This is a genomic window from Mesorhizobium sp. W016 (genome assembly GCF_054719485.1).
Map to the genome: position 1 here is coordinate 76,633 of NZ_JBTTIF010000002.1, position 16,519 is coordinate 93,151.

At 64.2% G+C, this 16,519-nt stretch carries 18 protein-coding genes; 12 read left to right on the top strand and 6 right to left on the bottom strand.

The features are described 5' to 3' along the window. The first annotated feature begins 5 nt into the window (after positions 1-5). The 3 genes from argH (at position 6) to lysA (ending at position 3,030) form a co-directional block, all read left to right on the top strand. The gene (gene argH / locus ACYG9V_RS00675) at positions 6-1,406 is read left to right on the top strand and encodes an argininosuccinate lyase (protein WP_023735182.1); all 1,401 of its coding nucleotides are present in this window, start codon (positions 6-8) and stop codon (positions 1,404-1,406) included. A 68-nt stretch (positions 1,407-1,474) separates the two neighbouring features. After that, on the top strand, positions 1,475-1,681 hold the full coding sequence (locus ACYG9V_RS00680) for a hypothetical protein (protein WP_023673325.1): 207 nt from the start codon (positions 1,475-1,477) through the stop codon (positions 1,679-1,681). Between the two features lie 80 nt (positions 1,682-1,761). Further along, positions 1,762-3,030: a diaminopimelate decarboxylase gene (gene lysA, locus ACYG9V_RS00685; RefSeq protein ID WP_023751696.1), complete on the top strand. Its 1,269-nt coding sequence runs from the start codon at positions 1,762-1,764 to the stop codon at positions 3,028-3,030. Between the two features lie 20 nt (positions 3,031-3,050). On the opposite strand, the gene ACYG9V_RS00690 is transcribed toward lysA, so the two are convergent. Beyond that, the gene (locus ACYG9V_RS00690; protein ID WP_023694025.1) at positions 3,051-3,353 is read right to left on the bottom strand and encodes an ArsR/SmtB family transcription factor; all 303 of its coding nucleotides are present in this window, start codon (positions 3,351-3,353) and stop codon (positions 3,051-3,053) included. 54 nt (positions 3,354-3,407) lie between these two features. Here ACYG9V_RS00690 and ACYG9V_RS00695 point away from each other — a divergent pair, with 54 nt between their 5' ends. The 3 genes from ACYG9V_RS00695 (at position 3,408) to ACYG9V_RS00705 (ending at position 7,487) form a co-directional block, all read left to right on the top strand. After that, positions 3,408-4,349 (top strand): threonine/serine dehydratase, encoded by a 942-nt coding sequence (locus tag ACYG9V_RS00695; RefSeq protein WP_352500415.1) that lies wholly within the window; start codon positions 3,408-3,410, stop codon positions 4,347-4,349. A 136-nt stretch (positions 4,350-4,485) separates the two neighbouring features. Then, complete coding sequence (locus ACYG9V_RS00700; RefSeq protein WP_352762716.1) at positions 4,486-7,074, top strand: TIGR02302 family protein; 2,589 nt, start codon at positions 4,486-4,488, stop codon at positions 7,072-7,074. A gap of 41 nt (positions 7,075-7,115) precedes the next feature. Further along, complete coding sequence (locus ACYG9V_RS00705) at positions 7,116-7,487, top strand: glyoxalase superfamily protein (protein WP_023685340.1); 372 nt, start codon at positions 7,116-7,118, stop codon at positions 7,485-7,487. Here the strand turns inward: ACYG9V_RS00705 and ACYG9V_RS00710 are convergent. Then, positions 7,484-8,347 carry a LysR family transcriptional regulator gene (locus ACYG9V_RS00710; protein ID WP_023704318.1) on the bottom strand — a complete coding sequence of 288 codons (864 nt, stop codon included), beginning with the start codon at positions 8,345-8,347 and terminating at the stop codon, positions 7,484-7,486. The genes ACYG9V_RS00705 and ACYG9V_RS00710 overlap by 4 nt on opposite strands. Before the next feature lie 226 nt (positions 8,348-8,573). On the opposite strand from ACYG9V_RS00710, the gene ACYG9V_RS00715 reads away from it, so the two are divergent. Continuing rightward, positions 8,574-9,524 (top strand): DMT family transporter, encoded by a 951-nt coding sequence (locus tag ACYG9V_RS00715; RefSeq protein ID WP_023686707.1) that lies wholly within the window; start codon positions 8,574-8,576, stop codon positions 9,522-9,524. A gap of 6 nt (positions 9,525-9,530) precedes the next feature. On the opposite strand, the gene ACYG9V_RS00720 is transcribed toward ACYG9V_RS00715, so the two are convergent. The 3 genes from ACYG9V_RS00720 to ACYG9V_RS00730 form a co-directional block, all read right to left on the bottom strand. Beyond that, positions 9,531-9,902: a response regulator gene (locus ACYG9V_RS00720; protein ID WP_023673316.1), complete on the bottom strand. Its 372-nt coding sequence runs from the start codon at positions 9,900-9,902 to the stop codon at positions 9,531-9,533. A 63-nt stretch (positions 9,903-9,965) separates the two neighbouring features. Further along, entirely contained in the window at positions 9,966-10,508 is a 543-nt protein-coding gene (hpt, locus tag ACYG9V_RS00725; protein WP_023673315.1) for a hypoxanthine phosphoribosyltransferase, read from the bottom strand. 23 nt (positions 10,509-10,531) lie between these two features. Next, positions 10,532-11,167, bottom strand: a complete 636-nt coding sequence (locus ACYG9V_RS00730; RefSeq protein ID WP_023685343.1) for a hypothetical protein — start codon at positions 11,165-11,167, stop codon at positions 10,532-10,534. Between the two features lie 180 nt (positions 11,168-11,347). Between ACYG9V_RS00730 and ftsE the strand changes: the two genes are divergently transcribed. The 3 genes from ftsE to ACYG9V_RS00745 all read left to right on the top strand — a co-directional run bounded on the left by ftsE (position 11,348) and on the right by ACYG9V_RS00745 (position 13,842). Continuing rightward, positions 11,348-12,007: a cell division ATP-binding protein FtsE gene (ftsE, locus tag ACYG9V_RS00735; protein ID WP_023685344.1), complete on the top strand. Its 660-nt coding sequence runs from the start codon at positions 11,348-11,350 to the stop codon at positions 12,005-12,007. Next, positions 12,000-12,989, top strand: a complete 990-nt coding sequence (locus ACYG9V_RS00740) for a cell division protein FtsX (protein ID WP_023704319.1) — start codon at positions 12,000-12,002, stop codon at positions 12,987-12,989. The genes ftsE and ACYG9V_RS00740 overlap by 8 nt, the downstream gene beginning before the upstream one ends. 133 nt (positions 12,990-13,122) lie before the next feature. Further along, positions 13,123-13,842, top strand: a complete 720-nt coding sequence (locus ACYG9V_RS00745; protein ID WP_023673311.1) for a YdcF family protein — start codon at positions 13,123-13,125, stop codon at positions 13,840-13,842. A gap of 98 nt (positions 13,843-13,940) precedes the next feature. Here ACYG9V_RS00745 and ACYG9V_RS00750 read toward each other — a convergent pair whose 3' ends face one another. Beyond that, positions 13,941-14,573, bottom strand: a complete 633-nt coding sequence (locus ACYG9V_RS00750) for a pyridoxamine 5'-phosphate oxidase family protein (RefSeq protein WP_023673310.1) — start codon at positions 14,571-14,573, stop codon at positions 13,941-13,943. Between the two features lie 114 nt (positions 14,574-14,687). On the opposite strand from ACYG9V_RS00750, the gene ACYG9V_RS00755 reads away from it, so the two are divergent. After that, positions 14,688-15,593 carry a LysR family transcriptional regulator gene (locus ACYG9V_RS00755; RefSeq protein WP_352762718.1) on the top strand — a complete coding sequence of 302 codons (906 nt, stop codon included), beginning with the start codon at positions 14,688-14,690 and terminating at the stop codon, positions 15,591-15,593. Positions 15,594-15,708: 115 nt separating this feature from the next. Continuing rightward, positions 15,709-16,518, top strand: a complete 810-nt coding sequence (locus ACYG9V_RS00760; RefSeq protein WP_023673308.1) for a lysophospholipid acyltransferase family protein — start codon at positions 15,709-15,711, stop codon at positions 16,516-16,518. Position 16,519: the final 1 nt, after the last annotated feature.

Sequence of the window (16,519 nt, forward strand, 5' to 3'; positions counted from 1 at the left end):
TAGCGATGAGCGACAAGAAGGCCAGCAACCAGATGTGGGGCGGACGTTTTGCCTCGGGTCCGGCCGCGATCATGGAAGCGATCAACGCGTCGATCTCGTTCGACCGCAAACTTTATGCGCAAGACATAAGAGGTTCGGTCGCCCACAGCGAAATGTTGGCTGAAACGGGCATTATTTCGGCGGCCGATCAAGACAAAATCGCTCAAGGCCTGAACACGATCCTGAAAGAGATCGAGGCCGGCACGTTCGAGTTCTCGACCCGGCTGGAAGACATTCACATGAACATCGAGGCCCGCCTTGCCGATCTGATCGGCCCGGCCGCCGGCCGCCTGCACACGGCGCGGTCACGCAACGACCAGGTGGCGGTGGATCTCCGGCTCTGGGTCAAGGACGAGTGCTTTCGCGTCGCCGAGGCGCTGAAGGGGCTGATCTCAGCCTTGCTCGACCGCGCCGAGGAGCATGCGGCGACCGTGATGCCCGGCTTCACCCACATGCAGGCGGCGCAGCCGGTGACCTTCGGCCATCATTGCATGGCCTATGTCGAGATGTTTTCGCGCGACCTGTCGCGGACCCACGATGCCATCGAGCGGATGGATGAAAGCCCGCTCGGCGCGGCAGCGCTTGCCGGCACCAGTTTTCCGATCGACCGCCACAAGACCGCGAAGGCGCTCGGCTTTCGCGAGCCGATGCGCAATTCGCTCGACAGCGTCTCCGACCGCGATTTCGCGCTGGAGTTCTTGAGCCTGGCCGCGATCTGCGCCACGCATCTGTCACGGCTCGCCGAAGAAATCATCATCTGGTCGACGCCGCAATTCGGCTTTGTCAGGCTGTCGGATTCCTTCTCCACCGGCTCCTCGATCATGCCGCAGAAGAAGAACCCGGACGCCGCCGAACTGGTGCGCGGCAAGACCGGCCGCGTCACCGGCCATCTGGTCGGCCTTTTGACGGTGATGAAGGGCATGCCGCTGACCTACGGCAAGGACATGCAGGAAGACAAGGAATCGGTCTTCGACGCCGCCGAGACGCTCGATCTGATGCTGGCGGCGATGACCGGCATGGTGCGCGACATGACGGTCAATGCCGCCGCCATGAAAAAAGCCGCCGGCTCGGGCCACGCGACCGCGACCGACCTCGCCGACTGGCTGGTGCGCACGCTGGGCCTGCCCTTCCGTGAGGCACACCATGTCACAGGCCGCGCGGTGGCGTTGGCCGAAGAGAAGAAGGTGAGCCTTGAAAAGCTGGCGCTGGAGGATCTGCAGTCGATCAATCCCGGCATCACCCAGGACATCTTCTCGGTTCTGGCCGTGCAGAATTCGGTCAAGAGCCGCACCAGCTTCGGCGGCACCGCGCCGTCGGAAGTCAGGAAGCAGATCCGCAGCTGGAAAAAGCGCATCGCCAAGGCATGATGCCGGGGTGCAATGCGCCTAAAACTCGGTTAAAAGCGCAGCACATAAAGTTTCGGACGGATGGATCGATGACCGCAAGCAGGATTTTGGTGACGCTGACGCTGCTGACGGCGATGGCTGCCGTGACCGCTTGCGGCCGTAAGGCCGGTCTCGACACGCCCTATGAAGCGGCCGTCCAGGCCCGCAAGGACGCCGAGCGCGCCAAACAGCCGGTGCCGCCGGAGCCGGAAAAACCGGTCGTGGACAAGAAGTTCATCCTCGACCCGCTGATCTAGAGCCGATGAGACCGGCTTGGTCTTTCTGACCAGGTCTCGTGCTAACCAGGTCTCGTGCTCCAACTTCCGGAAACACTCTCGTGAACCATTTCGATTACCGCGACGGCGTGCTCCATGCCGAGGACGTGGCGATACCAGACATCGCCGCAAGCGTCGGCACGCCGTTCTATTGTTATTCGACGGCAACCTTGACCAGGCACTACCGGGTGTTCGCCGGGGCCTTTGCCGGGCTCGACACGCTGGTCTGTTACGCCTTGAAGGCGAATTCCAACCAGGCGGTGCTGCGAACGCTGGCAAAGCTCGGCGCCGGCGCCGACACCGTCTCGGAAGGCGAAATGCGCCGCGCGCTCGCCGCCGGCATCCCGGCCAGCAAGATCGTATTCTCGGGCGTCGGCAAGACCGCGCGCGAGATGGATTTTGCGCTCGAGGCCGGCATTCTCTGCTTCAATGTCGAATCCGAGCCGGAGCTTGAATTGCTGTCGGCCCGCGCCACCGCGCTCGGCAAGGTGGCGCCGGTCTCGCTGCGCATCAACCCGGATGTCGACGCCAGGACGCACAGGAAGATCTCCACCGGCAAGGCCGAGAACAAGTTCGGCATTCCCTGGCAACGGGCGCGCCAGGTCTATGCCCGCGCGGCCGGGCTGCCGGGCACCAAGCCCATCGGCATCGATACCCATATCGGCAGCCAGATCACCGAGTTGCAGCCCTTTGACGATGCTTTCGCGCTTCTGGCGGAACTGGTCGGCGCGCTGCGCGCCGATGGCCATGCCGTCGAGCATGTCGATCTCGGCGGCGGCCTCGGCATCCCCTACCGCACCGACAACAGCCCGCCGCCTTTGCCCGATGCCTATGCCGAGATCGTCAGGAAGCATCTGACAAAGCTTGGAGTGAAGGTGATGTTCGAGCCGGGCCGGCTGATCGTCGGCAATGCCGGCATCCTGGTCTCGGAAGTGATCTTCGTGAAGGAAGGCGACGCCAAGAACTTCCTCGTCGTCGACGCCGCCATGAACGATCTGATCCGGCCGACGCTCTACGATGCCTTCCACGACATCAAGCCGGTGGTGCAGCCGCCGGCCGACACGCCGCGCATGGCGGTCGATGTCGTCGGCCCGGTCTGCGAGACAGGCGACTATCTCGGCCTCGACCGTGACCTGCCCCGGCTCAAGTCTGGCGACCTAATTGCCGTCACCACCGCCGGCGCCTATGGCGCGGTGCAATCCGGCACCTACAACACCCGCCTACTTGTGCCTGAGGTTCTGGTCGACGGCGACCGTTTCCACGTCGTGCGCCGGCGCCAGACCTATGACGAGCTGATCGGCCTGGATTCGGTGCCCGACTGGCTGAAATAGAAGCCGCAGCGCCGGCTGCGCTACAGCCGGTTCTGGATGAGCATCCTTGTGTCGGCGATCCTGTCCTCGTCGCGGCGGTAGAACGTCCATTGCTTGATGCGCTTGGGGCGCAGCAGGCCGGCCTGGGTAAGCACGCGCATATGTTCGGAGAGCGTCGCCTGCGTAATGCCGAGCTTCTCCGCGATCAGCAGCGCGCAAACGCCGTCCTCGACCAGATCGCCGTCTGCCTGGGCCGGGAAATGCGCCTGCGGATCCTTCAGCCAGTCGAGGATCTGCAGCCTGCGTTCGTTGGCGATCGCCTTGAAGACATCAACCTCTTGCATTTAGCCATTTTGCCAAGTTACTAATTGCCGTCAATCCCAAGGAGGGAGATGGTCATGACGAACGGCAACACCGTCACGCGCGAACGCATTGCCGCGATGGAACCGCGCATCCGCCGCTATATCAGGCACACGCCGGTGCTGCGCGTCGACATGGCCGATTTCGACCGGCCGCCGCTGGCGGTCGACCTCAAGCTCGAATGCCTGCAGCATTCCGGTTCGTTCAAAGCGCGCGGCGCCTTCACCAATCTGCTCGAACGGCCGGTGCCTGCGGCCGGCGTCGTCGCCGCATCGGGCGGCAATCATGGCGCCGCGGTCGCCTATGCCGCCATGCGGCTTGGCCACAAGGCGACGATCTTCGTTCCCGAAGTCAGCCCACCGGCCAAGCTGCAGCGCATCCGCGGCTACGGCGCCGAACTGATCGTCGGCGGCGCCCGCTATGCCGAGGCGCTGGCCGCCAGCGAGGCTTTTGCTGAAAAGACCGGCGCGCTGCAGATCCATGCCTTCAACCAGGAGGAAACATTGGTCGGCCAAGGCACGCTCGGCCTCGAAATCGAAAACGATCTGCCCGACATCGACACGCTGCTGGTCGCTGTCGGCGGCGGCGGCCTGATCGGCGGCATCGCCGCCTGGTTTGCCGGCGGCATCAGGATCATCGCCATCGAGCCCGAAGGCGCGCCGACGCTGCATCACGCCTTCGAAGCCGGCCACCCCGTCGATGCGCCCGCCGAAGGCGTTGCCGCCGATTCGCTGGCGCCCAAACGCGTCGGCGAGATGATGTTCCCGATCGCCGAGGCTTTTGTCGAGCGCTCCATTCTGGTCACCGACGACGCCATCATTGCCGCGCAGAAGGCGCTGTGGGAGCGGGTGCGGATCATCGCCGAGCCGGGCGGCGCAGCGGCCTTCGCAGCGCTGCTGTCCGGCCGCTACACGCCGGCGCCGGGCGAGCGGATCGCCGTCCTTGTCTGCGGCTCGAATACCGATCCGGCGAAATTCTAAACCTTGCTTCGACTGAAGTGGGACGCAAACCCGTCAAAGCTTTTCAAGTTTTCCGGAACCGCCTCGCCTTTGCCGTGTTTGCTGGTAAACTTCTGCTTGTTGAGTCCGGGCCATCCCGCCCGGGCAGGAAGGGCCGATGACGGAACGCCCCATTTCCAGTGGCGATCGCAGCCTGGCCGGGCGGCTTGCCCTGAGCCGGCTGGCGACACGGGTCTCGATGACGGTCGAGCGCGGCTGGCCGCTGCTTCTGCCGCTGCTCATCATCGCCAGCCTGTTTCTCAGCCTCTCCTGGCTCGGCCTTTTCCCCCGGCTGCCTGACATTGCGCGCGTTATCCTGGTCACGGCGTTCGGTATTGCCACGCTGGCGGCGCTCTATCCGCTGCGTTTCTTCAAGCTTCCATCCGCCGCTGAAATCGACCGCCGTATCGAGGCCGCCAACCAGCTGCAGCACAGCCCGGTGCTGGTGCAGACCGACCGTCCCAGCGGCAAGGAAAGCATCTTTTCCCAGGCGTTGTGGCGCGAACACCAAAAGCGCATGGCCGACAAGCTCGGCAGCCTTGGCGCCGACCTGCCGCGTACGCGCGTGCCGGAGCGCGATCCGTGGGCATTGCGTGCCGTGGCGGCGCTGCTGTTGGTCACCGCTTTTGCCTTCTCCTTCGGACCGTCCGGCGGCAGGCTGTCCGATGGTTTCAGTGCCCATGCGGCGCGCGACATCGTACCGCCGCGCATCGATGCCTGGGTGACCCCGCCGGCCTATACCGGCAAGCCGCCCATCTTCTTGACCGCGCCAGTCATCGATGGCAACGCCAAGCAGGCGGTTGCCACCTTCACCGTGCCGCAAGGCAGCGACGTCTCGCTGCGCGTGACCGGCGGCTCCGGCGAGGAAACGCTAAGCTTTGCCGACAAGGGCGGCAATGCTCGCGCCATCGACCCGTCGGGACCACAGGTGGCGGCCGTCAAGGCAGCGGCGGTCAACCCCGCGACCCCCAAGCTGCGCCAGTTCACCGGCAAGCTGACCGCCGACGGCACGCTGACGCTGAAGTCGGGCGAAGCCGATCTCGGTCGCTGGGCCTTCGCGGTGATCCCCGACAATCCGCCGACGATCCGCTTCGTCGGCGAGCCCAAGCGCGCCGTCAACGGCGCCTTCGAGCTCAACTACCAGATCGACGACGACTATGGCGCGGCCACCGCCAAGGCGGTTTTCGCGCTGGCCGATCCGGCGGCGCCCGATGCGCATCCGCTCTACGGTCCGCCTGACCTGCCGCTGGCGCTGCCGCGCCGCGGCGGCAAGGCGAACGCCGCCAAGACCACTAAGGACCTCACCGAGCATGTCTGGGCCGGCGCCAGCATCAAGCTGTCGCTTGTGGCCACCGACGATGCCGGACACACCGCGACCAGCGAAACCAAGACTATTGTGATGCCGGAGCGGCCCTTCGCCAACCCGCTGGCGCGGGCGGTGGTCGAGCAGCGCCGCCTGCTGGCGCTCGACGCCAATGCCAAGCCGCGCGTGCTCGACCTGATGGACGCCATCACGCTGCGGCCCGAGGACACGTTCGACAACATGTCGCATTACCTCGCCATCATGAGCGCCCGCAGCCGGCTGAAGATGTCGGACAGCGACGATCAGTTGCGCAACGAGGTTGCCTATCTCTGGGAAATCGCGCTCGGCATCGAGGAAGGCAATCTCTCGTCCGCCGAAAAGCGGCTCCGCCAGGCCCAGCAGGCGCTGCAGGACGCCATCAAGCGCGGCGCCAGCGACGAAGAGATCGAAAAGGCGATGAAGGAACTGCGCGAGGCGATGAACGAATTCCTGCAGGAATTCGCCGAGCGCGCCAAGCAGAACCCGAACGCGCCGCAGATGCAGCAGAATGGTCGCGAGCTGCGTCAGAGTGATATCGACCGCATGATGGACCAGATCGAGAACCTGGCGAAGTCGGGCGACCGCGACAAGGCGCAGGAGCTGCTGTCGCAGCTGGAAAACATGATGAACAACCTGCAGGCCGGCCGTCAGCAGCAGGGCGGCGAGCAGGACAGCGAGATGCGCCAGCAGATGGACAAGCTGGGCGAGATCATGCGCCGCCAGCAGGAGATGATGAACGACACCTACCGCATGGACCAGATGCAGCGCGGAGATAATCAGCAGCCCGGCGAAGGCAATGGCGACGACCCGGACCAGCCGGGCGTCGGCAAGGATCGCGATCCTCTCGCCCGGCCGAAGTCGATGACACCGCAGGAATTCGCCGATGCGATGAAGCAGCTGCAGGAAGGCCAGGGCCAGTTGCAGAGCGAACTCGACAAGCTGAAGAAGGGCCTGGAAGGCATGGGCATGCAACCCAATGAGGGGTTTGGCGACGCTGGCAAATCCATGGGCAATGCCGAAAAGTCGCTTGGCGAAGGCGAAGGCGACCAGGCAGTCGGCCACCAGGGTCGCGCGCTGGAAGCGCTGCGCAAGGGCGCCAAGGAGATGATGAAGCAGCTGCAGGCGATGCAGGGCGACCAGGGCGGCAGCCAGGAAGGCGGCCGCCAACAGGACGCCGGCCGCGATCCGCTGGGCCGACCACGCGCCAGCCGCGGACCCGATTTCGGCGATTCGGTGAAGGTGCCCGACGAGATCGACGTGCAGCGCGCCCGCCAGATTCTCGAGGCGATTCGCAAGCGGCTCGGCAACGCGCTCAGCCCCGACATCGAGCGCAGCTACCTCGAGCGGCTGCTGGAGCTGAAGTAGCCTCCAAGGCAACATCCGTCGAACTGAATGGTATCAGCGCCATGCCGAAACTCGGTGCCGTCACGCCCATCCTGCGCATCTTCGACATCGCCAAGGCACGCGAATTCTATGTCGACTTTCTCGGCTTCAAGGTCGAGTTCGAGCACCGCTTCGACGACAATGCGCCGCTCTACATGGGTGTAATCCGCGACGGCTGTGTCCTGCATCTGAGCGAACATCATGGCGACGGCGCGCCGGGTATAGCCATGCGCATCAAGGTCGAGGACATCGCGGCATTGCACCGCGAACTGATCGGCAAGAGATACCGCTACGCCCGGCCGGGCCTCGAAACCACGTCGTGGCAGACCCGTGAAGTGTCGGTCGGCGACCCCTTCGGCAATCGGCTGCATTTCTACGAGGATGCAACAGACTAAGCCGGCCGGTTGACGAACGCCTCGCGTATTGCTTCCTGCATGCCGTCGATCGCCTCGCCTGAGGCATTGGGGTTGCGATGCATCACCACATTCGAGGAATCGATGTGGCCGAACCCGTCCGCGGCGGTGAGCTCGCGGCAGCCATCCGGAATATTGCTGTGCGAGATCGGCGCGATCGCCAGGCCAGAGGTGACGGCGAGCTTCAGGCCGCCGGTGGTGTCGCTGGTATAGGCGACACGGTAGGCCAGCCCACGCTGCTCAAGCGATTTGATGGCAAAGTCCTTGCACCAGCCGGCCCGGTTGTAGAGCGCGATCGGCACCGGCCGCTCCTCATGCATGTGATGCAGGCTCGATGTCACCCACACTGTCGGATCGTGCATCAGCACCTCGCCGCCGGAAGGATCCTGCCATTCGAACACCACGGCGAGGTCGAGTTCACCGGCGGCTAGCGCCGCCAGCTGGGCGCCGGAATGTGCATAGCGCACGGTGACCTCGACCTTGGTGTGACGCTTCGAGAAGGCGCCGAGCGCGCGCGACAGGATGGCGTGACCATATTCCTCGGGAATGCCGATGCGCACCGGCCCGCCAAGCGGTGCCGCCGCCATCGATGCCGCCGTCTCGTCGAGCAGCGAGACGATGCGGCGGGCATTGACGATCAGCTCGCCGCCACGGCGCGTCAGCGCCACGCCGCGCGAGCCGCGTTCGAACAGGCTGTCGCCGACCAGCTCCTCGAGCTTCTTCATCTGCATCGACACCGCCGACTGGGTGCGCCCGGCCTGCTCCGCCGCCCGGGTGAAATTGCCCGCTTCGGCAATGGCGACGAAGGTGCGCAGGAGATCGCTGTCGAGAGTCGGCCGCATCGAATCCGTCATAAGCAAATTTGATCTCTGGTATCATTCCAATTCGTTTGCAACATGTCAAACGCCGCAGCATAGTCCGCTCACCCATTGGATATGCCGCCGCGAAACCGGCTGCGGACCAATCAAAGAGTCCTCACTCATACCCGCTGCCCAAAACGGTGGCGGGTTCTTTTTACCCCATGGCCGGGCGGCTGCGGGCAGTTAAGGCAAGGGCCGGCAGAACAATATGCGCAACCGGATCGTTCTCGGCATCATCAGCCTGTGCCTTGGCGTGCTGGTGTTCTCGCTCCAGGACCCGCTGGTCAAGGCGGTGTCAGCCGGCTATCCCGTGACCGAGGTGATGTGGATCCGCTCGATCGTCGCTTTGCCGATCCTGGTCGTTCTCGTTCGCGCCGATGTCGGCCTGCGGGCCATCGCCTCGAAGCGGTTCGGCCTGCTGACGATACGCGCCTTCATCCAGTTCTCCTCCTATACGGTCTACTATCTGGCGATCGCTGCCTTGCCGCTCGCCGACGCGGTGGCGCTCTATTTCATGGCGCCCCTGTTCATCATGGCGATAGCCGGGCCCTATCTCGGCGAGCGGGTATCCTGGCAGGCTCTCGCCACCGTGCTGATCGGCATGCTGGGCGTGGTCGTGATGCTGCGCCCGGGCGCCGGCCTGTTCGACTGGGCGGCGCTGCTTTCGTTGGGCTCGGCTTTGCTCTACGGCTTTTCACAGCTGATGGCGCGCAAGATCGGCGACACCGAATCCTCCACCGTCATGGCCTTCTACCAGAACGGCGCCTATCTGGTCGGCGCCGCTGCGGTTGCCGGCACATTCTGGCTTGCCGGCATAACCCATGCTGTCCACCCCAGCCTCGAATTCCTGGTGCGGCCGTGGGTCTGGCCGACGACCCCGGATTTCCTCAAGATGGCGGCCTGCGGCTTCGTCGCTTCGGCCGGCATGATTCTGCTGTCGCAGGCCTACAGGCTGGCGCCCGCCAACCGCGTCGCCACCTTCGAATACACCGGGATTATCTGGTCGCCGCTGTGGGGCTTCCTGTTCTTCGACGAGGTGCCGCGCTCGACCACCGCCATCGGTGCGGCGCTGATCATCGGCGCCGGTCTGCTGGCGCTCAACACCGAACGGCGCCGGAGCGCTGCGCCTGTCCTCGCCGCGTCTCAGGATGCCGCCTGAAGCGTGTCAGGCGAAGCAGGCGAGCGCCTGGTCGACCCGCGAGCGGATTTCGGCCAGCGTGAAAGGCTTTTGCACGACGTCGATAATGATGCCGTTCAATTCCTCGGCGCGCTCGCGCTGGTCGGCATAGCCGGTCATCAGCAGGATCTTCATGTCAGGGAAAAGCCTGGCTGCGGCGATCGCCATCTCGATGCCATCCATTTCCGGCATGCGGATATCGGAGACGACGAGGTCGTAACCGCCGCCTGCAGCACTGACCATCGCCAGCCCCTGCGCGCCGTCGGCGGCGATATCGATCGAGTGCCCGGCGCGTTCGAGCGCGCGGGCGGCGAGGGTGCGGACGGACTCATCGTCCTCGACGATCAGAAGCTTTGCCATGGGCCGGAATTTGGCGGGCAAAAGTTGACTTTTTCTGAAAATTTGAAGCGTCGGGCCCTTTTCTCAGGCATCGCCTTTGACCACACCGACAAACGGCAGTTCGCGAAAAGCGTGAGCGACGTCCATGCCGTAGCCGACGACGAAGTAATCGGGACAGTCGAAGCCGACATAGTCGGCGTTCAGCTCCGTCTGGCGGCGCATGCGCTTGTCCAACAGCACCGCGATGGCGCAGCTTTTGGCGCCGCGCGACAGCATCAGGTTGCGGGTGAAGGAGAGCGTCTTGCCCGACTCCAGGATATCGTCGATCAGCAGCACGTCGCGGCCGGCGACCTCATTGTCGATGTCGCGCAGCACCCTCACCTCGCCGCTGGTGGTGCCGGCGCCATAGCTGGAAATGAAGATGAACTCGACCTCCGGCGACAGCCCGACATCGTGCATGGCGCGGATCAGATCGGCGGCGAAGATGAACGAGCCCTTCAGCACCGAAATCACCAGCAGGTCGTGATAGTCGTGCTCGGCGATCTCCTTGGCGAGTTCGAGATTGCGCCGCGCGATCGCGGACGCCGAAAACAGGACCTCGATGTCCTTGCCGCGCACAACTGGCATCAACAACCTTTCCAGAGAACCGACTAGCCGGCGAAGGTGACCGCCACGGCCTTGACGCCGTTTCTAGGCACATCGAGGCGGCTGGAAAAGCCGAATCTTTCGCCGGGCGCCAGAGAACGGTTGGATGTCCCCAGAGTATAACGGGTGATGCGGCTGTCATTGCCGGTGACACGTATCTCCAGCGGCGGCAATTGTCCCGCCTTCAAACCGTCATTGACGGCCTCGCCATCCACGAACAGCACCGGGGCGGGTCCTGAGGCGTCGACACGCGACGTGACGCCGGCAATGCTGAGTACGGCGCCCTCCGGCTGTTCGACTGACCAGAACGGCGTCTGGCGCACCAGCGCGTGGCCACCCGAGACCCAGAAGGCGGCAAGCGCCGCACCGATGCCGGCAATCCAGAAGATCGGCCCGCCACGCGATGCCGGCCGCCCGGCTGACGCATCTGATTTGCGCAGCATCTCCATGCCTTCCATCGACGGCGTCGCGATGTCGCGCGCCGGCGTCGGCATGGCTTCTATCAGTGGGATCAGCTGCGGCAGCACCTCATAATCCGCATCGACGATGTCGGTCGCCACAGGCCGCGATTCCGGTGCGACACTTGTCCCGGTCATGATTTCGCCGGAAACCGGGCGCGCGGTTCGTTGCTCAGCCATCATGGCCCCGCTGTTGCCTCTTCGTTTCTTTTGCGTAAATGGAAATGGTTAACGCTTCCCCACCGGAACCCTTGTGACGCACTCAAAAACAGCGAAAATTAACCGACGGTTAACCATGGCGGCCGATGGTCGTTGGACAGAAAGGGCTGGCACGCCGCCGCCACACACCTCAGGTCGTCGCACGTGATCCGCTTCGAAAATGTCGGCCTCCGCTATGGCATGGGTCCGGAAATCCTCCGCGACATCTCCCTGCACATTCCGGAGAGCTCCTTCCAGTTCCTGAGCGGGCCCTCCGGCGCCGGCAAGACGACGCTGCTGCGCCTTCTGTTCATGTCGCTGAAGCCGACACGCGGGCTGATCACCATCTTCGGCAAGGACCGCTCGCGCATCTCGCGCGCTGAACTGCCGCATCTCAGGCGCCGCATCGGCGTGGTGTTCCAGGATTTCCGCCTGCTCGACCACATGACCACCTATGAGAATGTCGCTCTGCCGCTGCGCGTGCGCGGCCGCGAGGAAGCGAGCTACCGCACCGACGTCACCGAACTTTTGAAATGGGTTGGCCTGGGCGAGCGCATGCATGTGCTGCCGCCGGTCCTTTCGGGTGGCGAAAAGCAGCGCGCGGCAATCGCCCGGGCCTTGATCGAACAGCCCGAAATCCTGCTTGCCGACGAGCCGACCGGCAATGTCGACCCGCCGCTGGCGCGCCGGTTGCTCAGGCTGTTCATTGAGCTCAACCGGCTCGGCACCGCGGTGGTGATCGCCACTCACGATCTCGGCCTGATGGAGCAGGTCGACGCGCGCCGCATGATCCTGGCCGGCGGAAGGCTGGATATTTATGACTGAGCTATCGGCCGAACAGCTGCATGAAGACGCCGCCGAGCCCGCGACGACGACGCAGCGCGTCCACCGCCGCATGGCGCCGATCGTGCCGGCGCAGAATATTGCCGGCCGCGCCTTGGTGCTGGTCATCGCCATCATGACCTTCCTGTCCTGCCTGACTTTCGGCGCCGTCACGCTGGTGCGCGACACTGCCTCGGTCTGGGAAAACCAGATCTCGCGCGAGGCGACGATTCAGATCAAACCGGTCGACGGCCTCGACATGGAGGCAGCCCTTGCCCAGGCCTCGCAGATCGTCGGCGAATTCCCCGGCGTGAAGGAAACCCGGATCATCGATCGCGACGCCACCGCGCGTCTGTTGGAGCCATGGCTGGGCTCGGGCCTGAATATCGACGAATTGCCGGTGCCGCGCCTGATCATCGTCACCATCGACGAGACCAGTCCGCCCGACTTTAGCGCCATCCGTGCGGCGCTCACGCCCAAGCTGCCGAGTGCTTCGCTCGACGATCACCGTACATGGGTCGACCGGCTGGTCGCCATGGCCCGCACCACGGTCACCATCGGCATCGCCGTGCTGGTCCTGATGCTGTCGGCGACGGTGCTGACCGTAGTGTTTGCGACGCGCGGCGCTATGGCGGGTAACGGCCATATCATCGAAGTGCTGCATTTCGTCGGCGCCGAGGCGCGCTTCATCGCGCGCGAATTCCGCTGGCATTTCCTGGTCACCGGCATGAAGGGCGCGGCCGCCGGCGGCGCAGCCGCGATCCTGGTTTTCATCGTCTTTTCCTGGTGGTCGTCGCGCAACATGGCAACGCCGCAGGCCGACCAGGCCACCGCTTTGTTCGGCAATTTCGCCATCGGATCGGCAGGCTATCTCGGCGTCGGCCTGATGGTGCTGGTGATCGGCGGACTGACGGCGGCGACCTCGCACGCCACCGTCGTCGCCTATCTCAGCGACATCGATGTCCGCCAGCCGGATGCGGGGTGAACCGTGAGGGCAGAAGCGAAAACAGTTCGGGGGCAAGGACAGGAATGGAAGGGACGATCACGGATCGAAAACCGACGTAACGCAATGTGCGCTTTTTTCCTTACCAAAAAGGCATTTCAGGATTAACCATAGGATGATGAACGCGCGGGAGTCGACCGGAACGGCTGGACAGATGCCAGTGGTGCGTTTGCGTGTGCGTACCGGGCTGGGCCGTTTGCGCACCGCCCTGCGTCTCGCCTCCCTCTGTCTACTGCTGCTGGTGGCCCTGTTTGCCGGTGGCTTCGGCTGGTTCGCCAGCAAGGTCAGCCACATGACGACCCCGACCAACCCAGCCAAGGCCGATGCGATCATCGTCTTGACCGGCGGTCAGGCCCGCCTCGACGCAGCACTCGATCTGCTTGCCTCCGGCAAGGGCGAGCGGCTGCTGATCTCAGGCGTGCATCCCTCTGCCAGCCGCCGCCAATTGCAGGCTGCTACCGGCGGCGACAAGGCGCTGTTTTCCTGCTGTGTCGACATCGACCGCGCCGCGCTCGACACGATCGGCAATGCCGAGGAAAGCGCTAAATGGGTGGAGAGCCACGCCTATGGCAGCGTCATCCTCGTCACCAACAATTACCACATGCCGCGCAGCCTGCTCGAGATGGGCCGCCTGCTGCATGGCGCCAGGCTTGAACCCTATCCGGTGGTCAACACCAATCTGGACAATGGCGACTGGCTGACCAAGCCGGAAGCGCTACGCGTGCTTCTGACCGAATACAGCAAATACCTGCTGGCGCTTGCGCGCGGCGTCGTCCCGGTCCGCCAGACTGCCGACAGCGTCGCACTGGCCGAGGTTTCGACCGCCAAGGACTAAAGCAATTCCAGGAAAAGTGTGTAGCGGTTTCCCCGGGAAAAGCACGTACGCTTTCCCTTGGGAATTGCGTCCAGACAGACGACTCTGACGGCGCTCGATTACCCCTTGGCCGTGCCGTCTTCCGCGCCACGCAGCCGCGCAATCTCCTGTTCGAGGCTTTCAATCCGCTTGTCGCGTTCGGCGAGTGCGGCCGCGACATCGGCGGCCTCGAATCGCTGCGGAATGTGTTGCGGGCAATTGGCATCCCAGGCCGAGACGGTGAACAAGATGACCTGCTCGGGGCGCGCCTTGTAGTCCTGCGGCATCAGCCTTGCCAGAAGCTCGGCATCGTCCTCGACGACGCGCGCCGTGCCCCAGATCTTGACGCGCTGGCGATGCGCATAGTCGATCAGGAACAGGAATGCCTGGTTGTTGTCGGCGAGATTCCCCTGCGTGATGAACTGCCTGTTCCCGGAGAAATCGGCAAAGCCGATGGTCTTCTCGTCCAGCACCTTGAGGAAGCCGGCTGGCCCGCCGCGATGCTGGATGTAGGGCTGACCCTCGCCATTTGCCGTCGACAGGAAGACGCTGGTCTGCGCCGCGATGAAGTCGGCGAGGTCGGGCGTCATATGGGCGCGCCATCCGCCGCGCTCCTCGGCGCTGGCATAGCCCTTGCGCGAACCTTTGCGGGTCTGGATCGCCTTGACCGTCGGCGTGAAGGCGACATCGCTGGTGAAAGTGTGAGCATTCATGGAAGCCTCCGCGAGGCCGAAACACGGCCATTGTACGCGAAGAGGTAGATCCTTCCATGTTTTGGATGTAGATGGCATAGTTGCAAGCTATCCTTCCAATTTCCGGAAGAAAGTATGGATCGTCTCGAAGCCATGTCGCTGTTCGTCGCCGCGGTGGAAGCGGGCAGCCTTTCCGCTGCCGGCCGCCATTTCGGCATTCCACTGGCAACGGTCAGCCGCAAGGTTTCCGACCTCGAAAAGCACCTTCAGGCGCGCCTGCTGAACCGTTCGACCCGGCAGCTCACGCTGACCGATGCCGGCCAGGCCTATCTCGCCGCCTGCCGCCGCATCCTCGGCGAGGTCGGCGAAGCCGAACGCACCGCTGCCGGCGAATACAGCACGCCGATCGGCGACCTGTTCATCACCGCGCCGGTCGTTTTTGGTCGCCTGCACGTGCTGCCTGTCGTCACCGAATTCCTGGCGGCTTATCCTCAAGTCAACATTCGCCTGACGCTGGCTGACCGGATAACCCAACTGGCGGAGGAACATCTCGACCTTGCCATCCGCATCGGCGAGCTTGCGCCTTCGAGCCTCATTGCCATCCGCGTCGGCGCGATCCGTCGCGTCGTGTGCGCCAGCCCCGCCTATATCGCCGCGCATGGCATGCCGCGGACGCCGGACGATCTGGCCGCGCATGAATGCATCAGTTTCGAAGGGCCTGCAGCGCTCGCCAGCTGGAGCTTTGCCGGCGACAAGGGCGAACTGATCGTGCCGATCCACTCACGGCTGCGCGTCAACACGGCGGAAGCTGCAATCGATGCCGCGATTGCAGGCGCCGGGATGACGCGGGTGCTCTCCTACCAGATCGCGGACGCAGTACGTTCCGGCGTGCTCGTCCCGGTCTTGCGACCCTTCGAGCCGCAGCCGTGGCCGGTGAGCCTCGTCCATGCCGGCCAAGGCCTGCTGGCGGTGAAACTAAGGGCGTTCCTCGATTTCGCCGCTCCGCGGCTGAAGCAGCGGCTGTTGCAGGCGACGTGGTGAGTTGAGACTGGCTTGAGTCAGTGGCGAGCCGGCCTATGTCAGGCCATTGCGGCGTTTCCTTTTTGCCCGCGCTTGGTGTAACCAACGCACACCTCCTCAACGGGCCCTTCCCCGCATGCTCTATATCCGCTCGCTGGCGTTCAACTTCGTCTTCTATGTCAATCTGATCGTCCAGATGGTCCTCTGGACCCCTTACTACTTCCTCTCGCCACGCCATCGCGCCTGGTTCGTGCCGAAATTCTGGTCGCGCACCAGCCTGTGGCTCTACGACAAGATCGCCGGCACCAGGAGCGACATCACCGGCGTCGAGAACCTGCCGGAGGGCTCTTTCATCCTGGCGCCGAAACACCAGTCGTTTTGGGACGCGATCGCTTTCTTTCCCTTCCTCCACGATCCGCTTTATATCCTGAAGCGCGAGCTGACCTGGATCCCCTTCTTCGGCTGGTACATCCTGAAGATGCGGATGATCCCGGTTCACCGCGGCAGCCGCTCCAAGGCGTTGAAGCAGGTCGTTGCATCGACAAAGCAGGAGATGGGGCGCAATCCGCGCCAGCTGATTATCTACCCCGAAGGCACGCGCCGAGCGCCAGGCGACGAGCCGGCTTACAAATACGGCATTGTCGAGCTCTATACGCAGCTTGGCGTCCCGGTGGTACCGGTCGCCCATGTCGCCGGCCTCTATTGGCCTCGCCGCAAATTTTTGCGCTTTCCCGGCACCATCAAGGCCCGCTTCCTGCCGCCGATCCCGCCCGGGCTCGGCAAGGACGAATTCATGGACCGGCTGATCGGCGATACGGAAGCCGCCTGCGACCAGCTGCTGATCGAGGCATCGCAGGCTCCTAACCCGCCGCAAATGCCGCCGACGGCGGTCAAGCGGCTGGCCGAACTCGCCGCGGCCGCCAAAGCAATTCCAGGAAAAGTGTGAG